We start from the raw sequence: 20064 nt of genomic DNA on the forward strand, positions 1-20064 counted from the left end.
AGATATCTCCGATCCCCTTTTTATATTGTACTAAGTTAGCGGGTATTGATGACGAATAGAGCAAGGCAAACACAATATTGACACTCCGCAAACAAAAAAACAAGTTTAAACATAGAAATATCCGCACAAGACCATGTATATTTGAGTTCATATAAATCATTTCAATGAAAAGAACCAGTCTAACGCTAGCAATTATTTGCTTAACATCAATGGCTTTCGCCCAAAAGATAAGCTACAAAGTGAACACGCAAAATTCGACAATCAAATGGAATGCTAAAAAAGTTGTCGGAGGACATGTGGGAACAATCAATATACAAGAAGGAACGGTACAGACAGAAAAAGGGAAAATTACCGGCGGTGGTTTTACCATAGATATGAATTCCATGGCTTGTACTGATGCACCTAAATTGACCGGGCAACTAAAAAATGAAGATTTCTTCAATGTGCCTGCCTATCCCAACAGTAAATTTGTCATCAGTAAGGTTGATAATAGCAAAGGCAATCCAATCATAACAGGCAATCTGACGATCAAGAATAAAACAAAATCGATCTCCTTTCCAGCAAAAGTCACCACAACTGCAGATGGGCTTTCCGCTGAAGCTATCGGAGTCAAAGTAAATCGACTGGACTTTGATATACAGTATCGTTCAGCAAGCTTTTTCTCCGACTTAGGCAATCGCGCTATCGATGATGAATTCACCTTAGATATCCTACTTAAGGCTGTAAAATAAAAACTATTAGAGCCATTTGTTAATACAGATGGCTCTTCCTTCATTGCATCGTACCGAGAATCGATATGATCTTCCCTCCTCAACATAGCGCGTCCGCGCATTTCTACAGCAGCAAACAAAGACTCCGTTAAATTAGATTTGATTCAAATTGCACTTAGTAACCGATAAGATTGACGAAAGTAAAGTTTTAAAATTATCTTTAAACTCCCAAAAGTAAGGTTAGACAAATTATATATGGAGAAAATAAAAACTTTTCAACAGCACGAGCTTAATAGAATTAGAAAAAATTGGAGTGACAGTGGCCTCGCATTTGAAAAGTTGGGAAGATCTTCTAACATAGCAGATTATTCAGATCGCGAGATCAATGAAATGCTTCTCGGCGTATATAAAGACAGTAAACATCTTATGGTCGATGAAGGCTACTTTATCGATCTCACCCAAGCCCGTAAAGCCAGCTGTATTTTGGTTGATGTATCCTATTCAAGACGTATCAAACCTGCTCCAAACAGCGTCCTTAGTCTTCAGGATATCCGTAATTTTTATATTGAAGATTATTTCATAGAAACGGAAGAAGCATTTTCCAATAGATACAAACATAAGATAACCGGTTATTTAAAAAAGATCGGCGGAATCAGTTTGGGCAAAGGGCAATACAATTACCTGTATTCTATTCCGAACGATTTCAAAACTTTTTTCGGCGATACGCCAGCCGATCTGTTCTATCCGATCCAACGTTATATCAATGGTTTATTTTTTGACGACGATTATCGAATTTCAGCCTTCGAAGTTATCAGCAAGATTGTTATCAGTAAGACATAACTCCGATTGCCGGAGCAGGCACTCGTGATTTCTTAATTGATAATGTCGCCGCCACTCTCGTCTAGTTTATCACGAAATTTTTCAAGTTCCTGAGTGCCGGGTTTTGCCCAATTAGCAACTTCACCAATAATTTTTAATGGAAATTCAGATCGATAGGAACGTGTCGGATTTCCGAGGAATTTCTGATCCGTCAGGTTGGGATCATGCTCATAATCACCGGTAGGTTCAACAATAAATACGCGCTCGCTACGCTCACCTTTTGCGAGTGCCGCTGCAAGTCCAGCCCCATTCATCAAGCCTGTAAAATAAATGTGGTTCATTTTTAAGTCAGCTTGATAGTTGGAATTGAAGCCTGGAACCAATAAATCGCCGATTTGTGCATCTGCTTTTGTCCCATGATAAAAAGGTCCCTTATCAAAGGGGATATTTTTATAAGAAGAGGCCAGCCGAGCATACTCACTTGCCATTGCTTCTTCTCCTAAGCCTGTGTAACAGGCGCAAATCTTCAAATACAATCCGGGTAATGCACTGGTCGTCCGGTCATCGTTGATTACCAATGCATGCTCTAAGGCTATGTGTAGCCATTTCAGACCATCAGACAGCGATTTTTGTTGCCGCGATACAAAATAAGCCGCAAAAAACTTTTCATGGTCATCACTTGCCTCCCGATAACCTTGCATAAAAAATGACAGTGATTCTTCCGCTCTACCGCTTTCTTCCAGTTGTATTCCTTTTAGACAAAGTTTGACAACTTCATTAAATGGTGAAAATTCCATCGTATAAATTATTTTTTATCCAACATACATTATTCTCGCCTCAATTACAAATGACCACTCCTTAAAAACATCTGTTCTACAGCAAGGCCTTGGACGTGAAAAGCCAGTTATGAGGATAACCGGCTCTTCAACAAAATTGTTCTCTTAATTTCAATATTTCTCCACGCAATAACGTACAATTGGTTGGGCATTTAGGAAACGACACATTGCTGGAATCCCGAAGGCAGTTAGCGTTCGGAACGCAATCATTATCCGATAGTGGCGTCCTTTAGAACACAATATTGCCTTTGTGAATCAATGAAGTCACAGGTGAAATCCGAGAAACTGCTTCAGCAGAACAACTTGCCTCAACAAAAACCATACTGGCTTCATCGCCCACTTTCGGCCATTGTTGATTTCCATTATTATCCAAAGGCAATTTGTAACGTGTGGCGAAAGCGAGTGTTCTGGATAAGCCGAATTCTGTTCCATAGCCATACAGCTCAGCAATTAGATTCGCTTTCTGGAGCATGTTTCCCGAACCAAAGGTATTCCAGTGATCCTGAATATTGTCATTTCCAATCAAAACTTCCACACCATATTTTCGAAGTGTCGGAATAGGCATAATCATATTGCCAAAAGGCACTGAGGAGACGATTCCCACGCCCGCCTCGGCAAGACGCGCCGCAATTTTTTCGACTTCGACATTTGCGAGACGGCTAAGTGCAAAAGCGTGGCTAACAAAAGCTTTTCCTTTTAATTGGGGGTTTTCCAATGTTCGGTCGATCAAAAAGTCGATTGTCTTTAGACCACTTTCTCCCATTTCATGGAGATGTATGTCAACTCCCTTATCGTTATCAAGCGCCAACCGGGTAATCTGCTCCATACTTTTTTCAATACTTCCGTCCAAAGAGTACGGATCTACTCCACCGATGAAACTAACAGCATCCAGTTTTGCAACATCCTTCAAAATGGGTAAGGTATCCGTATAATAGAGACCATGCTGTGGAAAAGCAACCAGCTCCACGTCTACCGTGTCTTTTTTTGATGCAAGCGCCTTTTCTAAATTTGTTAGCGATCTTAGTCCAGATGTTGGATCAACATTGAAATGCGAACGAATAAAATCAGTTCCGTATGCCTGCAGAAAATTCAGCATTTTGCCCGTTCTTTCGACCGAGGTGCTTAACCATTCAGGAATCATCTTTTGCTCATACGCGATCATATCTTTTACGGTATGCCGCGTGGGAGATACTGCTTCCCATGGCAAACCAAACAACATTTTATCCAAATGGGCATGCATATCCTTAAAGGCCGGCAACATCAAATGTCCTTTTGCATCGATTCCATTGGCATTTGGGGTATTTGGTTTGATTCCTTTGATCTTACCCGCTTCAACTTCTACACAGCATAAAGCGGTATTTGTACTTATTACTTCCTCTCCATCAAACTCGAATCCCGTCTCAAGCCGTACGTTTTTTAAAATATATGTTTTAGCTTTCATATTTCTTTTGATCATATTCTTTTTTCTAAAATTTACTAGACAATGGAAACGGTATTATTTTTTCCGCATTTATGACTTAGTATGACCAAAACAAAGGTCGCGATGATTTTTCTGGATGTTTTGCAGAATACATCTCGAAGCTTGAACAATTTATCACAACGCAAACTTTGACTTAACATTGTGTGTGAGCAGGAGCTACACGAGTACACTTTCAGCCAGTGTTTGACCAATAATAGCGAAATTTAAGATCCACGCTTGTAATAAATTGTCCAACAGATGGAATGAAAACCACATTGTAAAAACAGCCCTATCTCCTATTTTTGTACTAGACGTCAAACTTATTCGACAGTTTATCGAAAATTACAGCATAATAGAATGATGAAAACGACTTTAATACTCCTGATCATGATGAGCATAACAAGTTCGTGCCGATCGGCATTAACAGAAAACTCCTATACTGAAAATTCGTCCCAGGAAGAGATTATTCAATTGGTCATCAAAAATGACCTGCAGGGAGTAAGAAGAGCACTAGAAAATAAGGCCAACGTAAACAGCAAAGATGCGAACAAACGTACTCTTCTACTTATCGCTACAAACAATGGAGCTCTTGAAATGGCCAAATTATTGGTAGAATATGGCGCCGATGTCAACATTCAGGCTGATAATATGGATAGCCCACTTTTATACGCGGGAGCAAGTGGGCAAGTTGAACTCGTCAAGCTTTTCTTAGATCACGGTGCTCGCTTTGATTTATTTAATCGATATAATGGCACAGCTTTAATACCGGCATGTGAACGTGGACATGTAGAAACGGTAAGATTATTGGCCAATACTAAAAATTTTCCGTTAGATCATGTCAATCGCTTAGGATGGACCGCTTTGATGGAAGGAATTATACTCGGTGACGGAAGCAAAAAATATCAGGAAATCGTTCAGATTCTAAAAGATGCCGGAGCAAAATTAGATATTCCGGACTTCAATGGCACAAGCCCGTTGCAACACGCACAACAAAGAGGCTTCAATGAAATTGTTAAGATACTAACATTATAAATATCAAGGTTCATCTTCCATTAAATGGTCAAATTTAAATAAAATTTCAGTAAGGATCTCACCATGCTGCAGATCAGTGTATGTTTCACCAATTGAAGGAAATGAACCTTATCGATTAATAGATGAGTGTTGTATCTCATACCGAAATATCAGGCAACGCTTTTCCGTAATGTAATAACTGTAATTTCCGGCCAAACACCTATCCGCCCCTTTAGGCCATGAAAACCAAAACCACGGTTGACATAAAGATATTTTCCCTGTTTTTGATAAAGTCCAGCCCACTGTTTATAAAAATACTGAATTGGACTCCATTTTAACCCAAATAGTTCTATCCCAAACTGCATACCATGTGTATGACCAGCCAGCGTTAAATGGACATGTTGATCATAGTCCAAAGTAACATGATCCCAATGTGAAGGATCATGAGACATTAAAATTTTAAACGTATCTTTTTCTAATCCAAGAGTTGCCTTAGCCAAATCGCCATATTGATGAAACCCTCCTTTTCCCCAATTTTCAACACCAATTAACGAGATACGCTCACCTTGCTTTTCTATAGCTATCGATTCGTTTAGCAACAATTTAAACCCCATTTCATGATGAATTTCCTTGAGCCTATTCAAATTTAAGGCTTTTGATTTCATGCTTTCCCATTGCACATAATCCCCATAGTCGTGATTTCCAAGGACAGAAAACTTTCCCGAAGGAGCTTCTAATCGATTGAAGTCTAAAACCCAGGGTTCCATTTCGGAAGCCTTATTATTGACTAGATCGCCCGTAAACAATAACAGATCACTGTTTTGTGCATTGGCCAATTCGATACCTTTACGTACTCTTTTGATATCAGATAAACTCCCTGAATGAATATCCGACAGCTGTGTAATTTTAAAACCGTCGAACGCCGCAGGTAGATCAGGAAAAGTCAAGACTTCCTCACGCACTTTATAAAAATAACGACCTTTCGTTAAACCGAAAAAAATAACCAACAGCATGGCTCCCGCCAAAAACAATACAATTTCACTCAAAAATAGACTTCGTGGAGGAAAGGAACTAAAAATACGCATAAGATCTTCAACAAATAAAAAGGGCACTGCAAGCAATTTTGGGATGAAAACAATTAAAAATGCTGTGATCAGACTTGTGGCGGTCCGCTGGACATCATAACCCGTTCTCCGTAAAAAAATTAAAATAAAAACACCCAAAAACAGCAGAATATCAATCCCCCAATACATGTTGTGCCAAATTGAACCATGAATAACCGTACTAAACGCCTGAAAAAAATAGATATCTCCCAAAACGAATAGGAATATTATCAGTAAGAGTCTCTTTGCCATAGTGATTAAAGTATTGATTTTAAATCACTAATGATATGCCAAAAGATATTTTTTAACTTTTACAGCCCTTATCCTCTTAAATAGTGATGTCTATGTGACAATCGCATCGCTGTTGGCAGGGATCGATATAAGGGTTGTACGATCGATTTAAATTCCTGTCAATATGTCGCACTAGCTCCACATTCTCGCAGGCGCCAAAGTCAATGTAAGTGTTTGAGCATCCTATCATTTCTCTATAAATATTCTATTTTAATAAATAATTACCGTATAACGGTAATTATTTATATATTTACAGTATCAAACCAAATTATTACATAATGAACCGGACAAAAATAATCGGCAGAATCTTATTCTATATAACTTCACTTTTAGGGAGCTTATATTTAATCATAACCCTGTATGCCTTGATATGCCTGCTGACAGGCTGGAACACAGCATCCTATGGCAATGGGATGTTTCTTCATATCAACTATCCATTTACCATAACGCCCTTGATGAATGTGGATAATAACGTATCGTACAAAGTATTTTCATTCTTACTACCCCTGTCATTCTATACCATCTTTTTTCTCTTGTCTGCGCAAATATTTAAATTGTTTACCCGAAGGAAGCTATTTACCAAATTCCACCTGCTTATACTCAAACGATATTACAGGTTAAATATATTGCTACCAATCGTCTGCACGGCTATTGCTGCAGTATTTGTTACAGTCGAAGGGGGTATTGCCATACTCATTGCTGTACATTTCATTTTAGGCATTTTTGTTTTTTTCCTCGCGGAAATCTTCCGGCAAGGCCTCCATTTACAGGATGAACAAGATTTATATATCTAGTACATGGCTATTGTTGTAAATATAGATGTAATTCTGGCCAAACGAAAAATGCAAAGCAAAGAACTTGCAGAACAAATCGGCATTACACAAGGTAATCTTTCGGTATTAAAAACGGGAAAGGCAAAAGGTATACGTTTCGAAACGCTACAAGCGATATGCACTGTATTGGAGTGTCAACCAGGTGATATATTGGAATTCGTGCCAGATTAGCGCATAAAACCATGACATTAAATATTAATAGGGCCCAGATTGCGATGTGGGTATAAAGACAAGTCTGTTATGAACCAGTTAAAAATCCAGAATCTTTCGAAAACGTATCCTAACGGGATGAAAGCAATTACGGGACTTTCATTACATATCGGTCAGGGCATGTTTGGACTGCTAGGTCCAAATGGAGCTGGAAAATCGACATTAATGAAGATCATTGCCGGCTTAGAACAGGCAGATACCGGTTCCATCGTATTGAATGATGTCAATATTTTAAATGAGCCCTCTTTTATAAAAAAACAGCTCGGTTACCTACCGCAAGATTTTGGAGTATATCCGCATCTGTCGGCTTATCAACTCATGCATCATCTTGCCGTACTTAAAGGAATTAAAAAAGAGGGACGAAAAGAACATATATTAGATTTGCTCGCACGTGTAAATCTTTACGAATTCCGTGACAAAGAAGTTCACAATTTTTCGGGAGGAATGCGGCAACGTTTTGGTATTGCGCAGGCGATGTTGGGTTCGCCTCAAATTATCATTGTAGACGAACCCACAGCGGGCCTCGATCCGCAAGTGCGCAATCGTTTCAACAATCTACTTAGTGAAATCGGGGAACAGATGATAGTGATCCTTTCAACACATCTAGTGGAAGATGTGCGAAGCCTCTGTGCTCAAATGGCCATTATCAATAACGGAAGTTTGATGGTCAATGGCGCACCCAACGACTTTTTAAAATCGTTGGAAGGCCGTATTTGGGCAAAAACGATTGACAAGAATGAATTACGTTATTTTAACGAAAATTTTCACACCTTATCAGCCCAATTACACGGGGGGCGGCTAGACGTCCATATTTATGCCACAAAAAGCCCAGGGAATGGTTTTGAGCAAATTAAACCTGATCTTGAAGATGTCTATTTCACACATTTATCTCAAATTGTATAGCCATGTTTATCGACTACTTTCTACTGGAAGTCAGCTTTTACTTTCCAAAAAAATGGTTTCTGGCACTATTATGTTGTTTTTTTGCATTTGGTTATTGGGTTAGTGTCATAGCTTCTTTTTCATTTGCCGGTGTTTACGCCAATTCTCCCTTTGTGTTAACTTACACCATAGGATTAGTATCGCTATTGAATATCTTTACTATCGTTATTTTTTCATCACAAATATTTTTACGTGAAATAGATGCACGATTTTCATCACTCCTGTATACAACCCTTGTCAATAAAAATATTTTTCAACTGAGTCGTTTTGTGCTGGTGTTTCTGATCACGGCCCTTACATTTCTATTCTTTATCCTTGGGCTGATGTTCGGTCATGCTTCACAAGGAGATGAACATGAGAAATTTATGCCATTCCGTATGCTCAACTACCTACAGCCCTATATACTACTCGTCCTTCCAAATATTTTTTTCTGCACCGCAACTGTTAGTGCAATTGCTTGGACCAGCCGTAGTAAAATGCTTGTTTTTCTTTCGGGAGTTTTCATTTATATCCTATACTTCGCTGTCTCTTTATTTTCGAATTCGCCATTATTTGCCAACGCATCCCCCGTTTCCTCCGAGACCATGAGCCGGATGGCCATAGTCGACCCTTTTGGTCTGGCTGCTTTCTTTGAACAATGTCAGTCATGGAGCCCAGCTTTGAAAAACTCGACATTGCTCCAGCTCAAAGGAAATTTTTTGATAAACCGGATTGGTCTACTTGTATTTTCATCTGCATTGACGTTACTTGCGATCCGTCGAGCACGTTTTCATTGCACGACAAAAAAGAATATAAAACCGCCGCTGCAAAAGGCTGGAAACCAGCCAATCCTTCCTAGGGGACAAATAAGCATATCCGAAAAAGGTTGGCTTTATGATTGGCATACGCTTTATAGCTTTCTAAAGATTGACCTTCGAGCCCTACTAAAAGGTTTACCCTTTGTCGTTGTCATTGCGCTATGGTTGTTTTTTCTAGGTATGGAAATATACAGTAACATCGATGCAGGAATGCGCCTACCACAACGCTATGCCAGCACGGGATTAATGGTTCGGAACATCATCAATAGCTTTCCTCTTTTTTTACTTTCCGTCCTATCTTTTTATGGCATGGAAACAGTCTGGAGATCTCGAAGTACGCGGATATATGTACTCGAAGACAGCACTCCAGTACAAGTAACAGTTGTCATGCTGGCCAAGTGGATCTCGTTGTGCTGTATTGCATTATTACTTATTACAATAAGCATTCTGCAATGCATGGTTCTTCAACTTATATTCCAATATCCAAAAATTGAATGGAATCTATATCTAAGTCTTTTTTATATCCTTGGCGTCCCATCTCTACTGGATGCTTCAGTTATTATCAGTATACAGACTATTGTGGGACTAAAATATCCAGCATTACTTTTGACAGTCTTGTTTTTTGCATTGACCAATTCCTTTATTGGTACCATGCTTGGCATAGAGCATCCACTTTTCCGTTTTGCAAAATCACCCTTAAACTATAGCGGCGACATGAATGGGTTTGGCGCCTATCTGCATGCATTTGGCTTTAAAATGATCTACTGGACTTCCTTTTCGGCCCTTATCGCTATTGGCACAACGCTCACCCGGCAAAAGGCAAGATCTTTTTCAGTAAACTTAAAATCGCATTCAAAGTTAAAGGTCTTCGCTGTGTTAATGGTTGCTGTCTTGTTGATTTCAGGCCATTTCATCTATCAGCGAACTCAAGTCGGCAATTCAGCAGCGGAAATAGATTGGATGCAACATTATGAACAGAAATACAGGCACTATCAGCATATTCCCCAGCCAACGATCGTTTCGGTCAAAACCGAAATAGATCTTTATCCGACGTCAAATGAATATATCATTAGTGGTCTATATAAGCTAGTCAATAAATCAGCCGCTCCGCTGGATAGTCTATTACTTTACACGGATCCTGCTATGGAATTAGCACATGTCAACATAGACCGCGCCGTACAAAAAGCTACCGACAGCACCTATGGTCACCACCGATTTAAACTAACAAGCCCCTTCATGCCTGGAGATTCTATTACAATGGAATTTACAATAAAATACAAATGGACACCGTTCAATCGTCACGATCCCATGAATGCTATCTTAGCTAATGGTTCTTTTATGCGTATCAGTCGCTATTACCCCATATTTGGTTATCAGCAATAAAATGAAATAGAAGACCCACTTGAGCGTAAAAAGCGAGCGCTGGGAAAAGCAAGCGCTTTAAAAAAGTTAGAACAGCCTGATGCTCTTCCCTACGACTATGGATATGTCGACCTTGAAACAATTATTTCGAGTGACAGTGACCAAACCTGTATCGCGACTGGAGAATTTATCAGAAAATGGCAAAAAGGAAATCGAAACTTTTTTCACTATAAATCAACAGGACCAATTCCCTTCCGTTTCGGTATATCATCAGCTGTATATATGGTTGAAAAATCCTCTTACGACAATATATCCATCGAGGTATATTATGACAGCAAACACGCGGAGAATGTTAAACAACTTATAAACGACTCAAAGCAAACTTTAGCCTATTGTCAAAACAACTTTGGAAAATATCCATTTAAAAGCATACGTTTCGTCGAAATATCTGGATTTGTTAGTGGATTTAACGCGACGGCTTATCCCGGTATGATTTTTATGAATGAGAACATGACCTTTCATTCAGATCTACGTCGCGAAAAAACAAGAGACGTCATTAATGAACTTGCCGGCCATGAGTTATCGCACCAATGGTGGGGTAACAGTCAAATTGACCCCGATGACCGGAGAGAAGGCGCTACAATGCTAACAGAAACGCTCGCTATGTATACCGAATTAATGTGTTATAAACACAAACATGGTCCCGAAGGAGTAAAGAAAATGGTCAAAATGTATCAAGATCTTTATGACATTGGAAAAGCAAACAGTGTAGACGAAGATTTAATGAGAGTATCCCCTGGAAATACAAACGTTGCCTATTATAAAGGCCTTTTAGCCATGTATCAATTACATGAATTGATAGGTGAACAAAAAATAAATACTGCTTTGAGGACTTTTTTACAGCACTATGCCTTTCCACATCGACCGCCCACAAGTAAGGACCTAATTCATGAATTTCTCAGGATCAGCGAACCAGCATTGCACAAGAACATCCGTAAACTATTTTTGTAGAAAATGTCGAAACAGTTTACGGATCCTCTCTGTCGTCGTGAACTTTTTATTCAACTAATGGCGATTATCCGCATTATTGTAGAATCCCAATCTTTTGCATGCATGCTCTCATTTTTTGATAAGTGCGCTCAATGTCTTGATCTAGGCCAATGGAAAACCTGATCAATCCATCGGAAATACCCATCTTTAAGCGCTCTTCTTCAGGAATTTCTGATGACGTAGAACTACCTGAACAGGAGAATAGCGTCTTATAGAATCCTAGGCTGACGGCTAAATACCCTAAATTTTCAGCCTGCATCAGTTCCATTAATTCATTGGCTTTTTCAGTGGTTTCCACATCAACTGTCATTAAGCCTCCAAAACCATAGGTCTCATGCATCATACTTTTCATTAATTCATGATCTCGATGCGAATGTAAGCCCGGATAAGATACCTTTAGTCCATCTTTCTCAAACCGTTCGGCAAGATACATCGCATTATAGCTATGTTGTCTCATCCGTATATGAAGTGTTCTTAAATTTTTCAATATACTCGCCGAACGTAAGCTGTCCATCGTTGGTCCCAATAACATACAGGTCCCTGTGTTCACATTTTTCGTTTCATTAATAAACTCCTGACTTCCACAATAAACCCCACCTACTGTATCACTACTGCCATTGATAAATTTCGTTAGACTATGGATGACAATGTCTGCTCCCAAAAGTATCGGCGATATAGACAACGGAGAAAACGTATTGTCGACAATCAGTTTTAGCTTGTGTTTTTTACAGATGGCTGAAAGTTTTCTTAAGTCAGCCACATGCAATAAAGGGTTGCTCACGCTTTCGCAATACAGCACCTTTGTATTAGGTCTTATCGATCTTTCGATTTCGTGGGCATCATTAATATCCAAAAATGTTGTCTCAATCTGGAAAGGTGGGAGAAAATTTTTGAGAAAGGCATAAGTTCCACCGTAGATCGTCCTACTGGAAATAATATGGTCGCCGCTTTTACATAACTGTAAAAGAACTGTTGTGATCGCTCCCATACCCGAAGATGTTACATTGGCCGCAGCGGTATTCTCCATTTTTGCTAAAGCTTGCGCCAAATACAAATTCATTGGCGAGGAATGTCTTGAATAGAGATAACAGCCTTCTGCATTTCCTTCAAATGTGTCGAACATTTTTTTAGCGGAAAGAAAGGTATAGGTAGAGCTGTCTGAAATTGACGGATTCACACCTCCAAACTCTCCAAAGTATTGCAAATCTTGAATTTCATTTGCTGCATTAAAATTATCCATATTTTTATCTTTAAAATTGAGATATTTTAGATTATATCACAAGTATTTTTATCTATATTAGAATATAAATCTATTATATCAACAATAATTAGTTAAAACATCTGAACACTTTAAAAACTGATACCAAACACAAAAAAATAATCTATGCACTTTGACGAAATTGACCTTAAGTTATTGCGTTTTCTCCAAGAAGATGCGAAACAAACGACCAAAGAACTGTCCTACAAGCTGAACTTGTCCGTGACAGCAGTCTATGAGAGAGTCCGCAAGCTCGAAAATACGGGAATTATCGCAGGCTATGTCGCCATACTTGATAAAAAGAAGATAGCAAAAGATTTCCTCGTATTATGCCACGTAAAATTAACACAGCACAAAAAGGAGTATATTTTACAGTTTGAAAAAGAGGTCATGAACCTTCAAGAGGTAACCGAGTGTTTTCACGTGAGTGGCGACTACGACTATATCCTCAAGATTTGTGTCAAGGACATGGCAGACTATCGCAGCTTCATGTTAACAAAACTAACTAGCTTACAGCACATTGCAAGCACCCACAGTTCCTTTATGATCGCTGAGGTAAAAAATACATTGGTAATAGATCTGTAAGAAGTTCTAAACCAACACACCGTTTTTCGATGCAATAGCTTCCGGAAGATCCTCATCTCCCACCATCTGCAATAAATCAATTTCAATGGTCCTACAAATGGAAAGCATCGGTACATCAAACATCAGACCTCCAAAAGGATTTTCGGTATAATCGCCGACCAATTCCATCACAATATAAATCCATCCTATGACCACACAAAAAGGAATACTGGTCCAGATACCCCAGTCCCCTAATTTCGCAAATTCATTCACGAGGCCCAAAGGAAGTAGAATGATTAAAATAACATTGAAGACAAAGGCTGTACTGGCAAACTGCCTAGGTGATGGAAATTTTTTGATCCTTTCTGCCTGTCCTTGATAATCGTAAAATTGATTCAGGCAATTCTGCAGTTGCGTTTGGTTAAAATCCGAAATAATCTGATCATTTTTCAACGCATTCACTTCTTTTGCTTGTTTAGAAATCAAATAAGTCGCAAAATTTTTATATTCGCTCTGCAACTTAAACTCCTCCGCAGAAAGATATTTACGCAAAAAAATCGAAGTTCTACTATAATCTGGAAAGCCAGCCTTTATCAACCTGTTCCGTTTCACATTCATTGAACCAAAATGTTTTTTCATGCTGATATGCTCCCACTCTGTCGGGACCAACAACTGCTCACGAAAAGTATAGAGCCAGGCAATGTGACGATAGGCGATTCTTTTCCTCCGTTCCTCCAAATCGGTATGATCACCGTCTTGGGTATCAAAAGCATATAACATAGCCGTGAACGAACGACTTGAATTGACAATTCCACCCCAGATTTTTCGGGCTTCCCAAAGCCTGTCATAGGCTTGATTATTTTTAAAACCAACGTAAAAAGATTCGGCCGTTCCGATTAATGCCAATGGCACCCACGGAATTATCATCCACTGCCAATTGAAAAAATAATAAATGACCGCCACCAAAGAACACCAAAGCGTCAGCCATATTAAATGTGCGCCCGCTAAATTAAATATTTGTCGATAGTTGAAATACTTGGTTGTGATCATAAAAAGTAAATATCTTCCTTTATTAAAAACGCTATGAAAGTACAATTTAAATTGTAACTGTCCAATACTTCAAATTGTTTTCGGCATAACGATATTTGATCAACTAATTTCAGCGCGATAGATAGGTCCAACAACTACAACAACATTACCATCATTCCATTACTGATTAATAAAACAAGTATAAAGAACTATTGTATTTTTTTATGTATTTGATTAATTTTAATCTTACGGATAAAAACAATTGCCAAAGATATAACAAAGATACGATGAAGATAAAAGCACTAACATTAAATATAGGTCTTTTCCTTTTTGCGGCAACGACTTTCGCGCAGAATAAAGCCGACTTAAAATCATTGTTAAATAAAAACAGTGAATTTGTATTTCCACAGACAGTGGATAAAATTGCTGCTACATTGAATGTGAAAACAGAATTCTATGAAGATGCCAACGAAGAAAAGTATGCAAAATGGATCACAAAATCCGGTTTAGAACTTTATAGCAATTATGGGGCTGATAAATCCGTCAATGAACTATTTTTTGATATACCAGAAGACAAGTTTTTGATTGTCGAAGGATTACCTTTTGATCTGGCGATCAATAAAACAACAGTCAAAGAGGCTCTTTCAAAATTCAGCCAACACCATGTCAAAAAGCAAAAACTTGATGCGGGAAGCTCGTTTCCGGGCGGTACCAGACTGACGATGAAAACAGGGACACATTTTACCACTCTACTTTTCGATAGCAAAAATTTGTTAAAGTTCATAGGCTTGACAACCTCTTTAATTGACCCCGCTGCCAATTAAGGACAAGGGGTCAATATTAAATTTATACGATTTTTAGCTAGGTTGCCCAGGCATGGTCACCCTTTTGATAAGGGAAATCGCCATCATATTTCCCTGGGATTTTCACATAACGGAATACTTCCGTGGCTCCCAATTTTGAGCTAAAAAATGTAAGGAGAGTAAGCTGTTTAAACAGTGTGAAAAAATGAGGTAGATCGTTAGCGGATTTCTTTTCGTCATAATCCTGCGCTTCCTTGTCCAAAATATCGACAAAGGCCGTTTGGTCTTTCTTTTCGAGTTGCTGAAAATTGCGTCCAAATTCTTTCTTGGCACGTTCGTCAATTCCGGCTGTTCCAGCCAGAAAGACCTGCTGTTCTTCAGGTTTATAGCAGTCTCGCACCAGAACGGGAATCTCAGAACCTACACCAGCTTCCTTCGCCCCCGGTGTAGTGGTTTTAGGAAGAATGGCCTCAGCGAGATCACCCAAAAAATCGATTGATTTTGAATCAAAGAGCATTTCTATATCTTTCGAAGCAGACCTTTGGCATCCTTCCAAAAATAATGAAGCACCAATAACTGTTCCGCCCATGAGCATGGCTACACGTTGTATTGCTTCTCGTCTATTCATAACTATTACATCATAAAATAATTAAAGATTCCCTTTTTTTAATTCATTTACAGCAAAATCTACTGCCCTAGCTGTAAATGCCATATAGGTAAGCGATGGATTCACACAGGAAGAAGAAGTCATAAAGGCCCCATCTGTCAAAAAAACATTTTTAGCATCCCATACTTGGTTAAATTTGTTTAATACCGAGGTTTTCGGATCATTTCCCATTCGTGCTGTTCCCATTTCATGAATTCCCTGTCCCATACTAAACCCGCTATCGTAGGTTGTTACGTCTTTGACACCGATAGATTCTAACATTTCCTTCATTTCATTGCTTGCATCAACCCTTATTTTCCGCTCGTTATCCTTAATCTCTGCGTCTATTGCCAATACGGGAAGTCCCCATTTATCTTTTACCGATGAATCCAATAGGACTTTATTTTCGTGATATGGGAGTATTTCACCAAACGCGCTGAAACCCACTCCCCAGCTGCCCGGCTCGGCGATAGCATCTTTCCAAGCGCCGCCCACGCTCTTATTATCGACCTTACCCGACCATTGTCCCCTCGAAGCCCCACCCTGATAGCCAAAACCACGGACGTAATCTCTCCTCTTGGTATCGCCGGCAATATTGGCAAATCGGGGCACATATAATCCATTGGCCCGTCGTCCAAAAATATATTTATCCTCAAATCCCTCTACTCTTCCCCCAGCCCCACTATTTAACATGTGATCCATTAGGTTATGTCCCAGTTCACCACTACTGCTTCCAAGCCCACCCTCCCATACATTGGTAGCGGAATTCATTAATACCCAGGTGGAATTTAACGTTGAAGCACATACAAAGACGATTTTAGCAAAATACTCATAGGTTTGATTCGTCTCCGCATCAACAATTTCTACTCCTTTAGCTTTCTGGGTATCACGATCGTAAATAATACTCTTTACAATTGAAAATGGCCGTAAGGTAAGGTTCCCTGTCTTCACTGCTGCAGGCAATGTTGCAGATTGTGTGCTAAAGTAAGCGCCGAAATTGCAACCCAACCAACATTTATTTTGGTATTGGCAATTAACACGGCCATGGTGGGGCACTGTTATGTTGGCTACCCGGCCAATTATAAAATGTCGTTTTCCCTGATAATGCGATTTTAAGCGTGCGGCAAGGTCTTTTTCCACGATATTCATGTCCATGGGTGGCATAAATTCACCATCAGGCAACACCGCTATACCGTCTCTATTACCCGAAATGCCGGCAAATTTTTCAACGTGACTATACCAAGGTGCTATTTCTTTATAACGTACGGGCCAGTCAATGCCATGTCCGTCTCTGCTATTTGCTTCAAAATCAACATCCGACCAACGATAACTCTGCCGTCCCCACATAAGCGAACGCCCGCCAACGTGATAACCCCGGAACCAATTAAAGGGTTTTATCTCCTTATACGGACTCTCTGTCTCATTAGTCCAAAAGTCGATGTTCCCTTCATTCATCCATTGATTTTTAATTCCAAAAGGTAGGTAGTGCTGGGCGCGATCCAATGGCACCCGGCCCCGATGCGGAAAATCCCATGGATCTTTATTGGGTGATGGGTAATCTTTGATATGCTCAATATTGCGTCCTCTTTCTAACATTATGGTTTTAAGTCCACGCTCTGTTAGCTCCTTGGCTGCCCAGCCACCTGTGATCCCAGACCCGATGACAATTGCATCATAAACATTATTTGCCATTTATTTATAATTGGTTTATTGGGTTATTACTCGCGGGGAAATTTCCCGCTCAAATCAAGTCTTCTCCACAATCAAGCGCCACACTGGTGCCTGATAGCTTTACTTGTTTAGACGAGACATTCTTATATCATTTGGAAAGCGTAAGAATGGATCGTCTAGACAAGTTTAAGGTTTTTTTTGATTTTATTGCAACCGGTTGCAAATTTTTGTAATATTGTATTAAACAAGCAGGTAGCTTGGATAACCAAATTATAATAGTATAAACGACAGACGCAGCCATTTCTTTAAACGTATTGGAATATGGATCTGTTTTGTACATAACGTAGTCTTTTTCTAAACGCAATACATATGACAACAATTAAAGGCCCTGCCATCTTCCTCGCGCAGTTTATCGGTGATGAAGCGCCATTTAACTCCTTGGACTCTATCTGCCAGTGGGCTGCAGCACTTGGCTATAAGGGTATACAACTGCCCACCTTGGATGCCCGTTTTATCGATCTAGAAAAAGCAGCGCTCGATAAAAGCTATGCAATTGATCTAAAAGCGAAAGTACAGTCTTTCGGATTGGAAATTACCGAACTCTCAACCCATCTCCAAGGGCAATTAGTGGCTGTAAATCCAAGTTTCGATGATCTATTTGATGCATTTGCACCACAGCATTTACATGGTAATCCTCAAGCACGACAACAGTGGGCGATCCAGCAATTAAAATATGCCGTACGAGCTTCCCACAATCTCGGGCTTAAAGCGCTGGCGACCTTTAGTGGAGCCTTTCTATGGCCATTTATATACCCTTGGCCACAAAGACCCGCGAAGTTGATCGAAACAGGTTTTGCTGAGCTTGCAAAATTATGGTTACCCATTCTTGATGAATGTGACCTGTATGATGTCGACCTATGCTATGAATTACACCCTGGAGAAGATCTCCATGACGGTGCTACTTTTGACTTATTTCTCGAAAATGTAAATTATCACAAGCGGGCAAACATTCTCTATGATCCCTCCCATTTTGTCCTTCAATGTCTTGACTATCTTCAATTCATCGACATTTACCATAAACGAATTAAAATGTTCCATGTTAAAGATGCTGAATTCAATCCTTCTGGTCGTCAGGGCGTCTATGGTGGCTTCCAGAGCTGGCAGTCAAGAGCAGGTCGTTTTAGATCAATTGGTGATGGACAAGTGGATTTCAAATCCATATTTACCAAACTCACACAATATGATTATCAAGGCTGGGCAGTACTGGAATGGGAATGTGCATTCAAAAATGCTGAAGATGGTGCACGGGAAGGCGCGCTACATATTAAAGACTATATTATCCGTGTTACTGATAAGGCGTTCGATAATTTTGCTGCCGTCGAAACCAATGATAGCCTTAACCGCAAACTATTGGGTTTGTAAATACGAAAGATATCCTCATTAAAAAATCAACTTTATGCGCAATACAAAACTAAAAATGGGCATGATCGGCGGTGGAAAAAATGCATTTATAGGGGCTGTACATCGCATGGCTACTGGAATTGACGGTCTGATTGAATTATGTTGCGGAGCACTGAGTGCTGATCCACTTGTCGCAAAAGAATCCGCTGCGCTTTTAGGGCTTCCAGAGGAAAGGAGCTATGGAAGTTATCGGGAAATGATTGTCGAGGAAAGTAAACGTCCGGCGGATGATCGCATGAACTTTGTGAGTATCGTCACGCCCAATTTTGCTCATTTCGAACCAGCAATGATGGCGCTGGAACATGGCTTCCATGTCGTGCTTGAAAAGCCGATGACTCTGACAACAGAACAGGCCGAATTGCTCCAACAAAAAGTAGCGGAAACTGGACTAATACTCTGTGTCACATACACCTACTCTGCCTATCCGATGGTGAAACAAGCCCGTCATCTTGTCAAAGAGGGCCAATTAGGTTCGATTAGAAAAATTATGGTCGAGTATCCGCAGGGATGGCTAAGTAAGATGATCGAAAATAGTCCTTCTCTGGCCTTCTGGCGGACAGATCCGGAAAAGAGCGGAAAAAGTGGTTGTATGGGCGATATTGGGACACATGCTGCCCACCTAGCGGAATATATCTCCGGTTTAAAAATCACTAAAATGTGTGCCGATCTTCAAACATTTGTGACCGGAAGAAAACTTGAAGATGACGGCAACATATTACTTGGATTTGAGAATGGAGCCACCGGCGTACTATCGGCATCCCAAGTTGCTGCAGGAGAAGAAAATGCGTTAAAAATTAGAGTATATGGTGAACTTGGGGGATTGGAATGGAACCAGCAGGATGCAAATACACTCATCTTTAAACAGCTCGATGCGCCAATCCAGCTATTTCGTGCAGGTCAGCAGTACCTTTCACCAATCGCCAAACATAACATTCGTCTACCGGCCGGTCACCCCGAAGGATATATCGAAGCATTTGCCAATATTTATAGAAATTTTGCAGCCACACTATTGGCATCAATGCAAGGTATAGAGCCGCGAGAAGAAGATACTGATTTTCCAACTGTAGCTGATGGTCTGCGTGGCATGAAGTTTCTAGAAACTGTAATTGCCTCGGGAAAATCCGAACAGAAATGGACCGATTTTATTCGTTAGATACATACTTACCATAAGTAGCCAATGTCATTTGCTCCCTGAACAAACGGCATTGG

At 39.8% G+C, this 20064-nt stretch carries 19 protein-coding genes; 12 read left to right on the plus strand and 7 right to left on the minus strand.

Going from position 1 to position 20064, the window contains the following annotated elements:
• The first annotated feature begins 164 nt into the window (after nucleotides 1-164).
• Both B3297_RS01435 and B3297_RS01440 read left to right on the plus strand, forming a co-directional pair.
• Entirely contained in the window at nucleotides 165-731 is a 567-nt protein-coding gene (locus tag B3297_RS01435; protein ID WP_286778303.1) for a YceI family protein, read from the plus strand.
• Nucleotides 732-965: 234 nt separating this feature from the next.
• Complete coding sequence (locus B3297_RS01440) at nucleotides 966-1550, plus strand: hypothetical protein (RefSeq protein WP_070561069.1); 585 nt, start codon at nucleotides 966-968, stop codon at nucleotides 1548-1550.
• 32 nt (nucleotides 1551-1582) lie between these two features.
• On the opposite strand, the gene arr is transcribed toward B3297_RS01440, so the two are convergent.
• Together arr and B3297_RS01450 are read right to left on the minus strand one after the other, a co-directional pair.
• A complete protein-coding gene (gene arr, locus B3297_RS01445; RefSeq protein ID WP_083295751.1) occupies nucleotides 1583-2326 on the minus strand; it encodes an NAD(+)--rifampin ADP-ribosyltransferase in 744 nt (247 codons plus the stop codon).
• A 268-nt stretch (nucleotides 2327-2594) separates the two neighbouring features.
• Complete coding sequence (locus B3297_RS01450; protein ID WP_175441938.1) at nucleotides 2595-3821, minus strand: amidohydrolase; 1227 nt, start codon at nucleotides 3819-3821, stop codon at nucleotides 2595-2597.
• Between the two features lie 390 nt (nucleotides 3822-4211).
• Between B3297_RS01450 and B3297_RS01455 the strand changes: the two genes are divergently transcribed.
• The gene (locus B3297_RS01455; protein WP_201303541.1) at nucleotides 4212-4856 is read left to right on the plus strand and encodes an ankyrin repeat domain-containing protein; all 645 of its coding nucleotides are present in this window, start codon (nucleotides 4212-4214) and stop codon (nucleotides 4854-4856) included.
• A 149-nt stretch (nucleotides 4857-5005) separates the two neighbouring features.
• Here the strand turns inward: B3297_RS01455 and B3297_RS01460 are convergent, their stop codons facing one another.
• Nucleotides 5006-6190: a metallophosphoesterase gene (locus B3297_RS01460; protein ID WP_070561070.1), complete on the minus strand. Its 1185-nt coding sequence runs from the start codon at nucleotides 6188-6190 to the stop codon at nucleotides 5006-5008.
• Nucleotides 6191-6507: 317 nt separating this feature from the next.
• Between B3297_RS01460 and B3297_RS01465 the strand changes: the two genes are divergently transcribed.
• The 5 genes from B3297_RS01465 to B3297_RS01485 all read left to right on the plus strand — a co-directional run bounded on the left by B3297_RS01465 (nucleotide 6508) and on the right by B3297_RS01485 (nucleotide 11384).
• Complete coding sequence (locus tag B3297_RS01465; protein WP_070561071.1) at nucleotides 6508-7023, plus strand: DUF2975 domain-containing protein; 516 nt, start codon at nucleotides 6508-6510, stop codon at nucleotides 7021-7023.
• Between the two features lie 3 nt (nucleotides 7024-7026).
• On the plus strand, nucleotides 7027-7233 hold the full coding sequence (locus tag B3297_RS01470) for a helix-turn-helix domain-containing protein (protein WP_286778304.1): 207 nt from the start codon (nucleotides 7027-7029) through the stop codon (nucleotides 7231-7233).
• A gap of 69 nt (nucleotides 7234-7302) precedes the next feature.
• Complete coding sequence (locus B3297_RS01475; RefSeq protein WP_070561072.1) at nucleotides 7303-8175, plus strand: ABC transporter ATP-binding protein; 873 nt, start codon at nucleotides 7303-7305, stop codon at nucleotides 8173-8175.
• Nucleotides 8176-8177: 2 nt separating this feature from the next.
• Complete coding sequence (locus tag B3297_RS01480) at nucleotides 8178-10394, plus strand: hypothetical protein (RefSeq protein ID WP_070561073.1); 2217 nt, start codon at nucleotides 8178-8180, stop codon at nucleotides 10392-10394.
• A 261-nt stretch (nucleotides 10395-10655) separates the two neighbouring features.
• Nucleotides 10656-11384 carry a M1 family aminopeptidase gene (locus tag B3297_RS01485; protein WP_070561074.1) on the plus strand — a complete coding sequence of 243 codons (729 nt, stop codon included), beginning with the start codon at nucleotides 10656-10658 and terminating at the stop codon, nucleotides 11382-11384.
• Nucleotides 11385-11457: 73 nt separating this feature from the next.
• On the opposite strand, the gene B3297_RS01490 is transcribed toward B3297_RS01485, so the two are convergent.
• A complete protein-coding gene (locus B3297_RS01490) occupies nucleotides 11458-12663 on the minus strand; it encodes an aminotransferase class I/II-fold pyridoxal phosphate-dependent enzyme (protein ID WP_070561075.1) in 1206 nt (401 codons plus the stop codon).
• Between the two features lie 144 nt (nucleotides 12664-12807).
• Here B3297_RS01490 and B3297_RS01495 point away from each other — a divergent pair, with 144 nt between their 5' ends.
• The gene (locus tag B3297_RS01495) at nucleotides 12808-13266 is read left to right on the plus strand and encodes an Lrp/AsnC family transcriptional regulator (protein ID WP_070561076.1); all 459 of its coding nucleotides are present in this window, start codon (nucleotides 12808-12810) and stop codon (nucleotides 13264-13266) included.
• Nucleotides 13267-13272: 6 nt separating this feature from the next.
• Here B3297_RS01495 and B3297_RS01500 read toward each other — a convergent pair whose 3' ends face one another.
• Nucleotides 13273-14295, minus strand: coding sequence for a bestrophin family protein (locus tag B3297_RS01500; RefSeq protein ID WP_046672841.1), 1023 nt, complete (start codon nucleotides 14293-14295; stop codon nucleotides 13273-13275).
• A gap of 266 nt (nucleotides 14296-14561) precedes the next feature.
• Between B3297_RS01500 and B3297_RS01505 the strand changes: the two genes are divergently transcribed.
• Nucleotides 14562-15098 (plus strand): hypothetical protein, encoded by a 537-nt coding sequence (locus B3297_RS01505; protein WP_139144872.1) that lies wholly within the window; start codon nucleotides 14562-14564, stop codon nucleotides 15096-15098.
• 37 nt (nucleotides 15099-15135) lie between these two features.
• On the opposite strand, the gene B3297_RS01510 is transcribed toward B3297_RS01505, so the two are convergent.
• Together B3297_RS01510 and B3297_RS01515 are read right to left on the minus strand one after the other, a co-directional pair.
• Nucleotides 15136-15705 carry a gluconate 2-dehydrogenase subunit 3 family protein gene (locus tag B3297_RS01510; protein WP_070561079.1) on the minus strand — a complete coding sequence of 190 codons (570 nt, stop codon included), beginning with the start codon at nucleotides 15703-15705 and terminating at the stop codon, nucleotides 15136-15138.
• A 21-nt stretch (nucleotides 15706-15726) separates the two neighbouring features.
• Nucleotides 15727-17415, minus strand: coding sequence for a GMC oxidoreductase (locus B3297_RS01515; RefSeq protein ID WP_286778305.1), 1689 nt, complete (start codon nucleotides 17413-17415; stop codon nucleotides 15727-15729).
• A 348-nt stretch (nucleotides 17416-17763) separates the two neighbouring features.
• Between B3297_RS01515 and B3297_RS01520 the strand changes: the two genes are divergently transcribed.
• Both B3297_RS01520 and B3297_RS01525 read left to right on the plus strand, forming a co-directional pair.
• Nucleotides 17764-18816 carry a sugar phosphate isomerase/epimerase family protein gene (locus B3297_RS01520; RefSeq protein ID WP_070561081.1) on the plus strand — a complete coding sequence of 351 codons (1053 nt, stop codon included), beginning with the start codon at nucleotides 17764-17766 and terminating at the stop codon, nucleotides 18814-18816.
• Nucleotides 18817-18850: 34 nt separating this feature from the next.
• Entirely contained in the window at nucleotides 18851-20008 is a 1158-nt protein-coding gene (locus tag B3297_RS01525) for a Gfo/Idh/MocA family protein (protein WP_070561082.1), read from the plus strand.
• Nucleotides 20009-20064: the final 56 nt, after the last annotated feature.

Source organism: Sphingobacterium sp. UBA3519, from assembly GCF_002377215.1.
Taxonomy (GTDB): Bacteria; Bacteroidota; Bacteroidia; order Sphingobacteriales; family Sphingobacteriaceae; genus Sphingobacterium; species Sphingobacterium multivorum.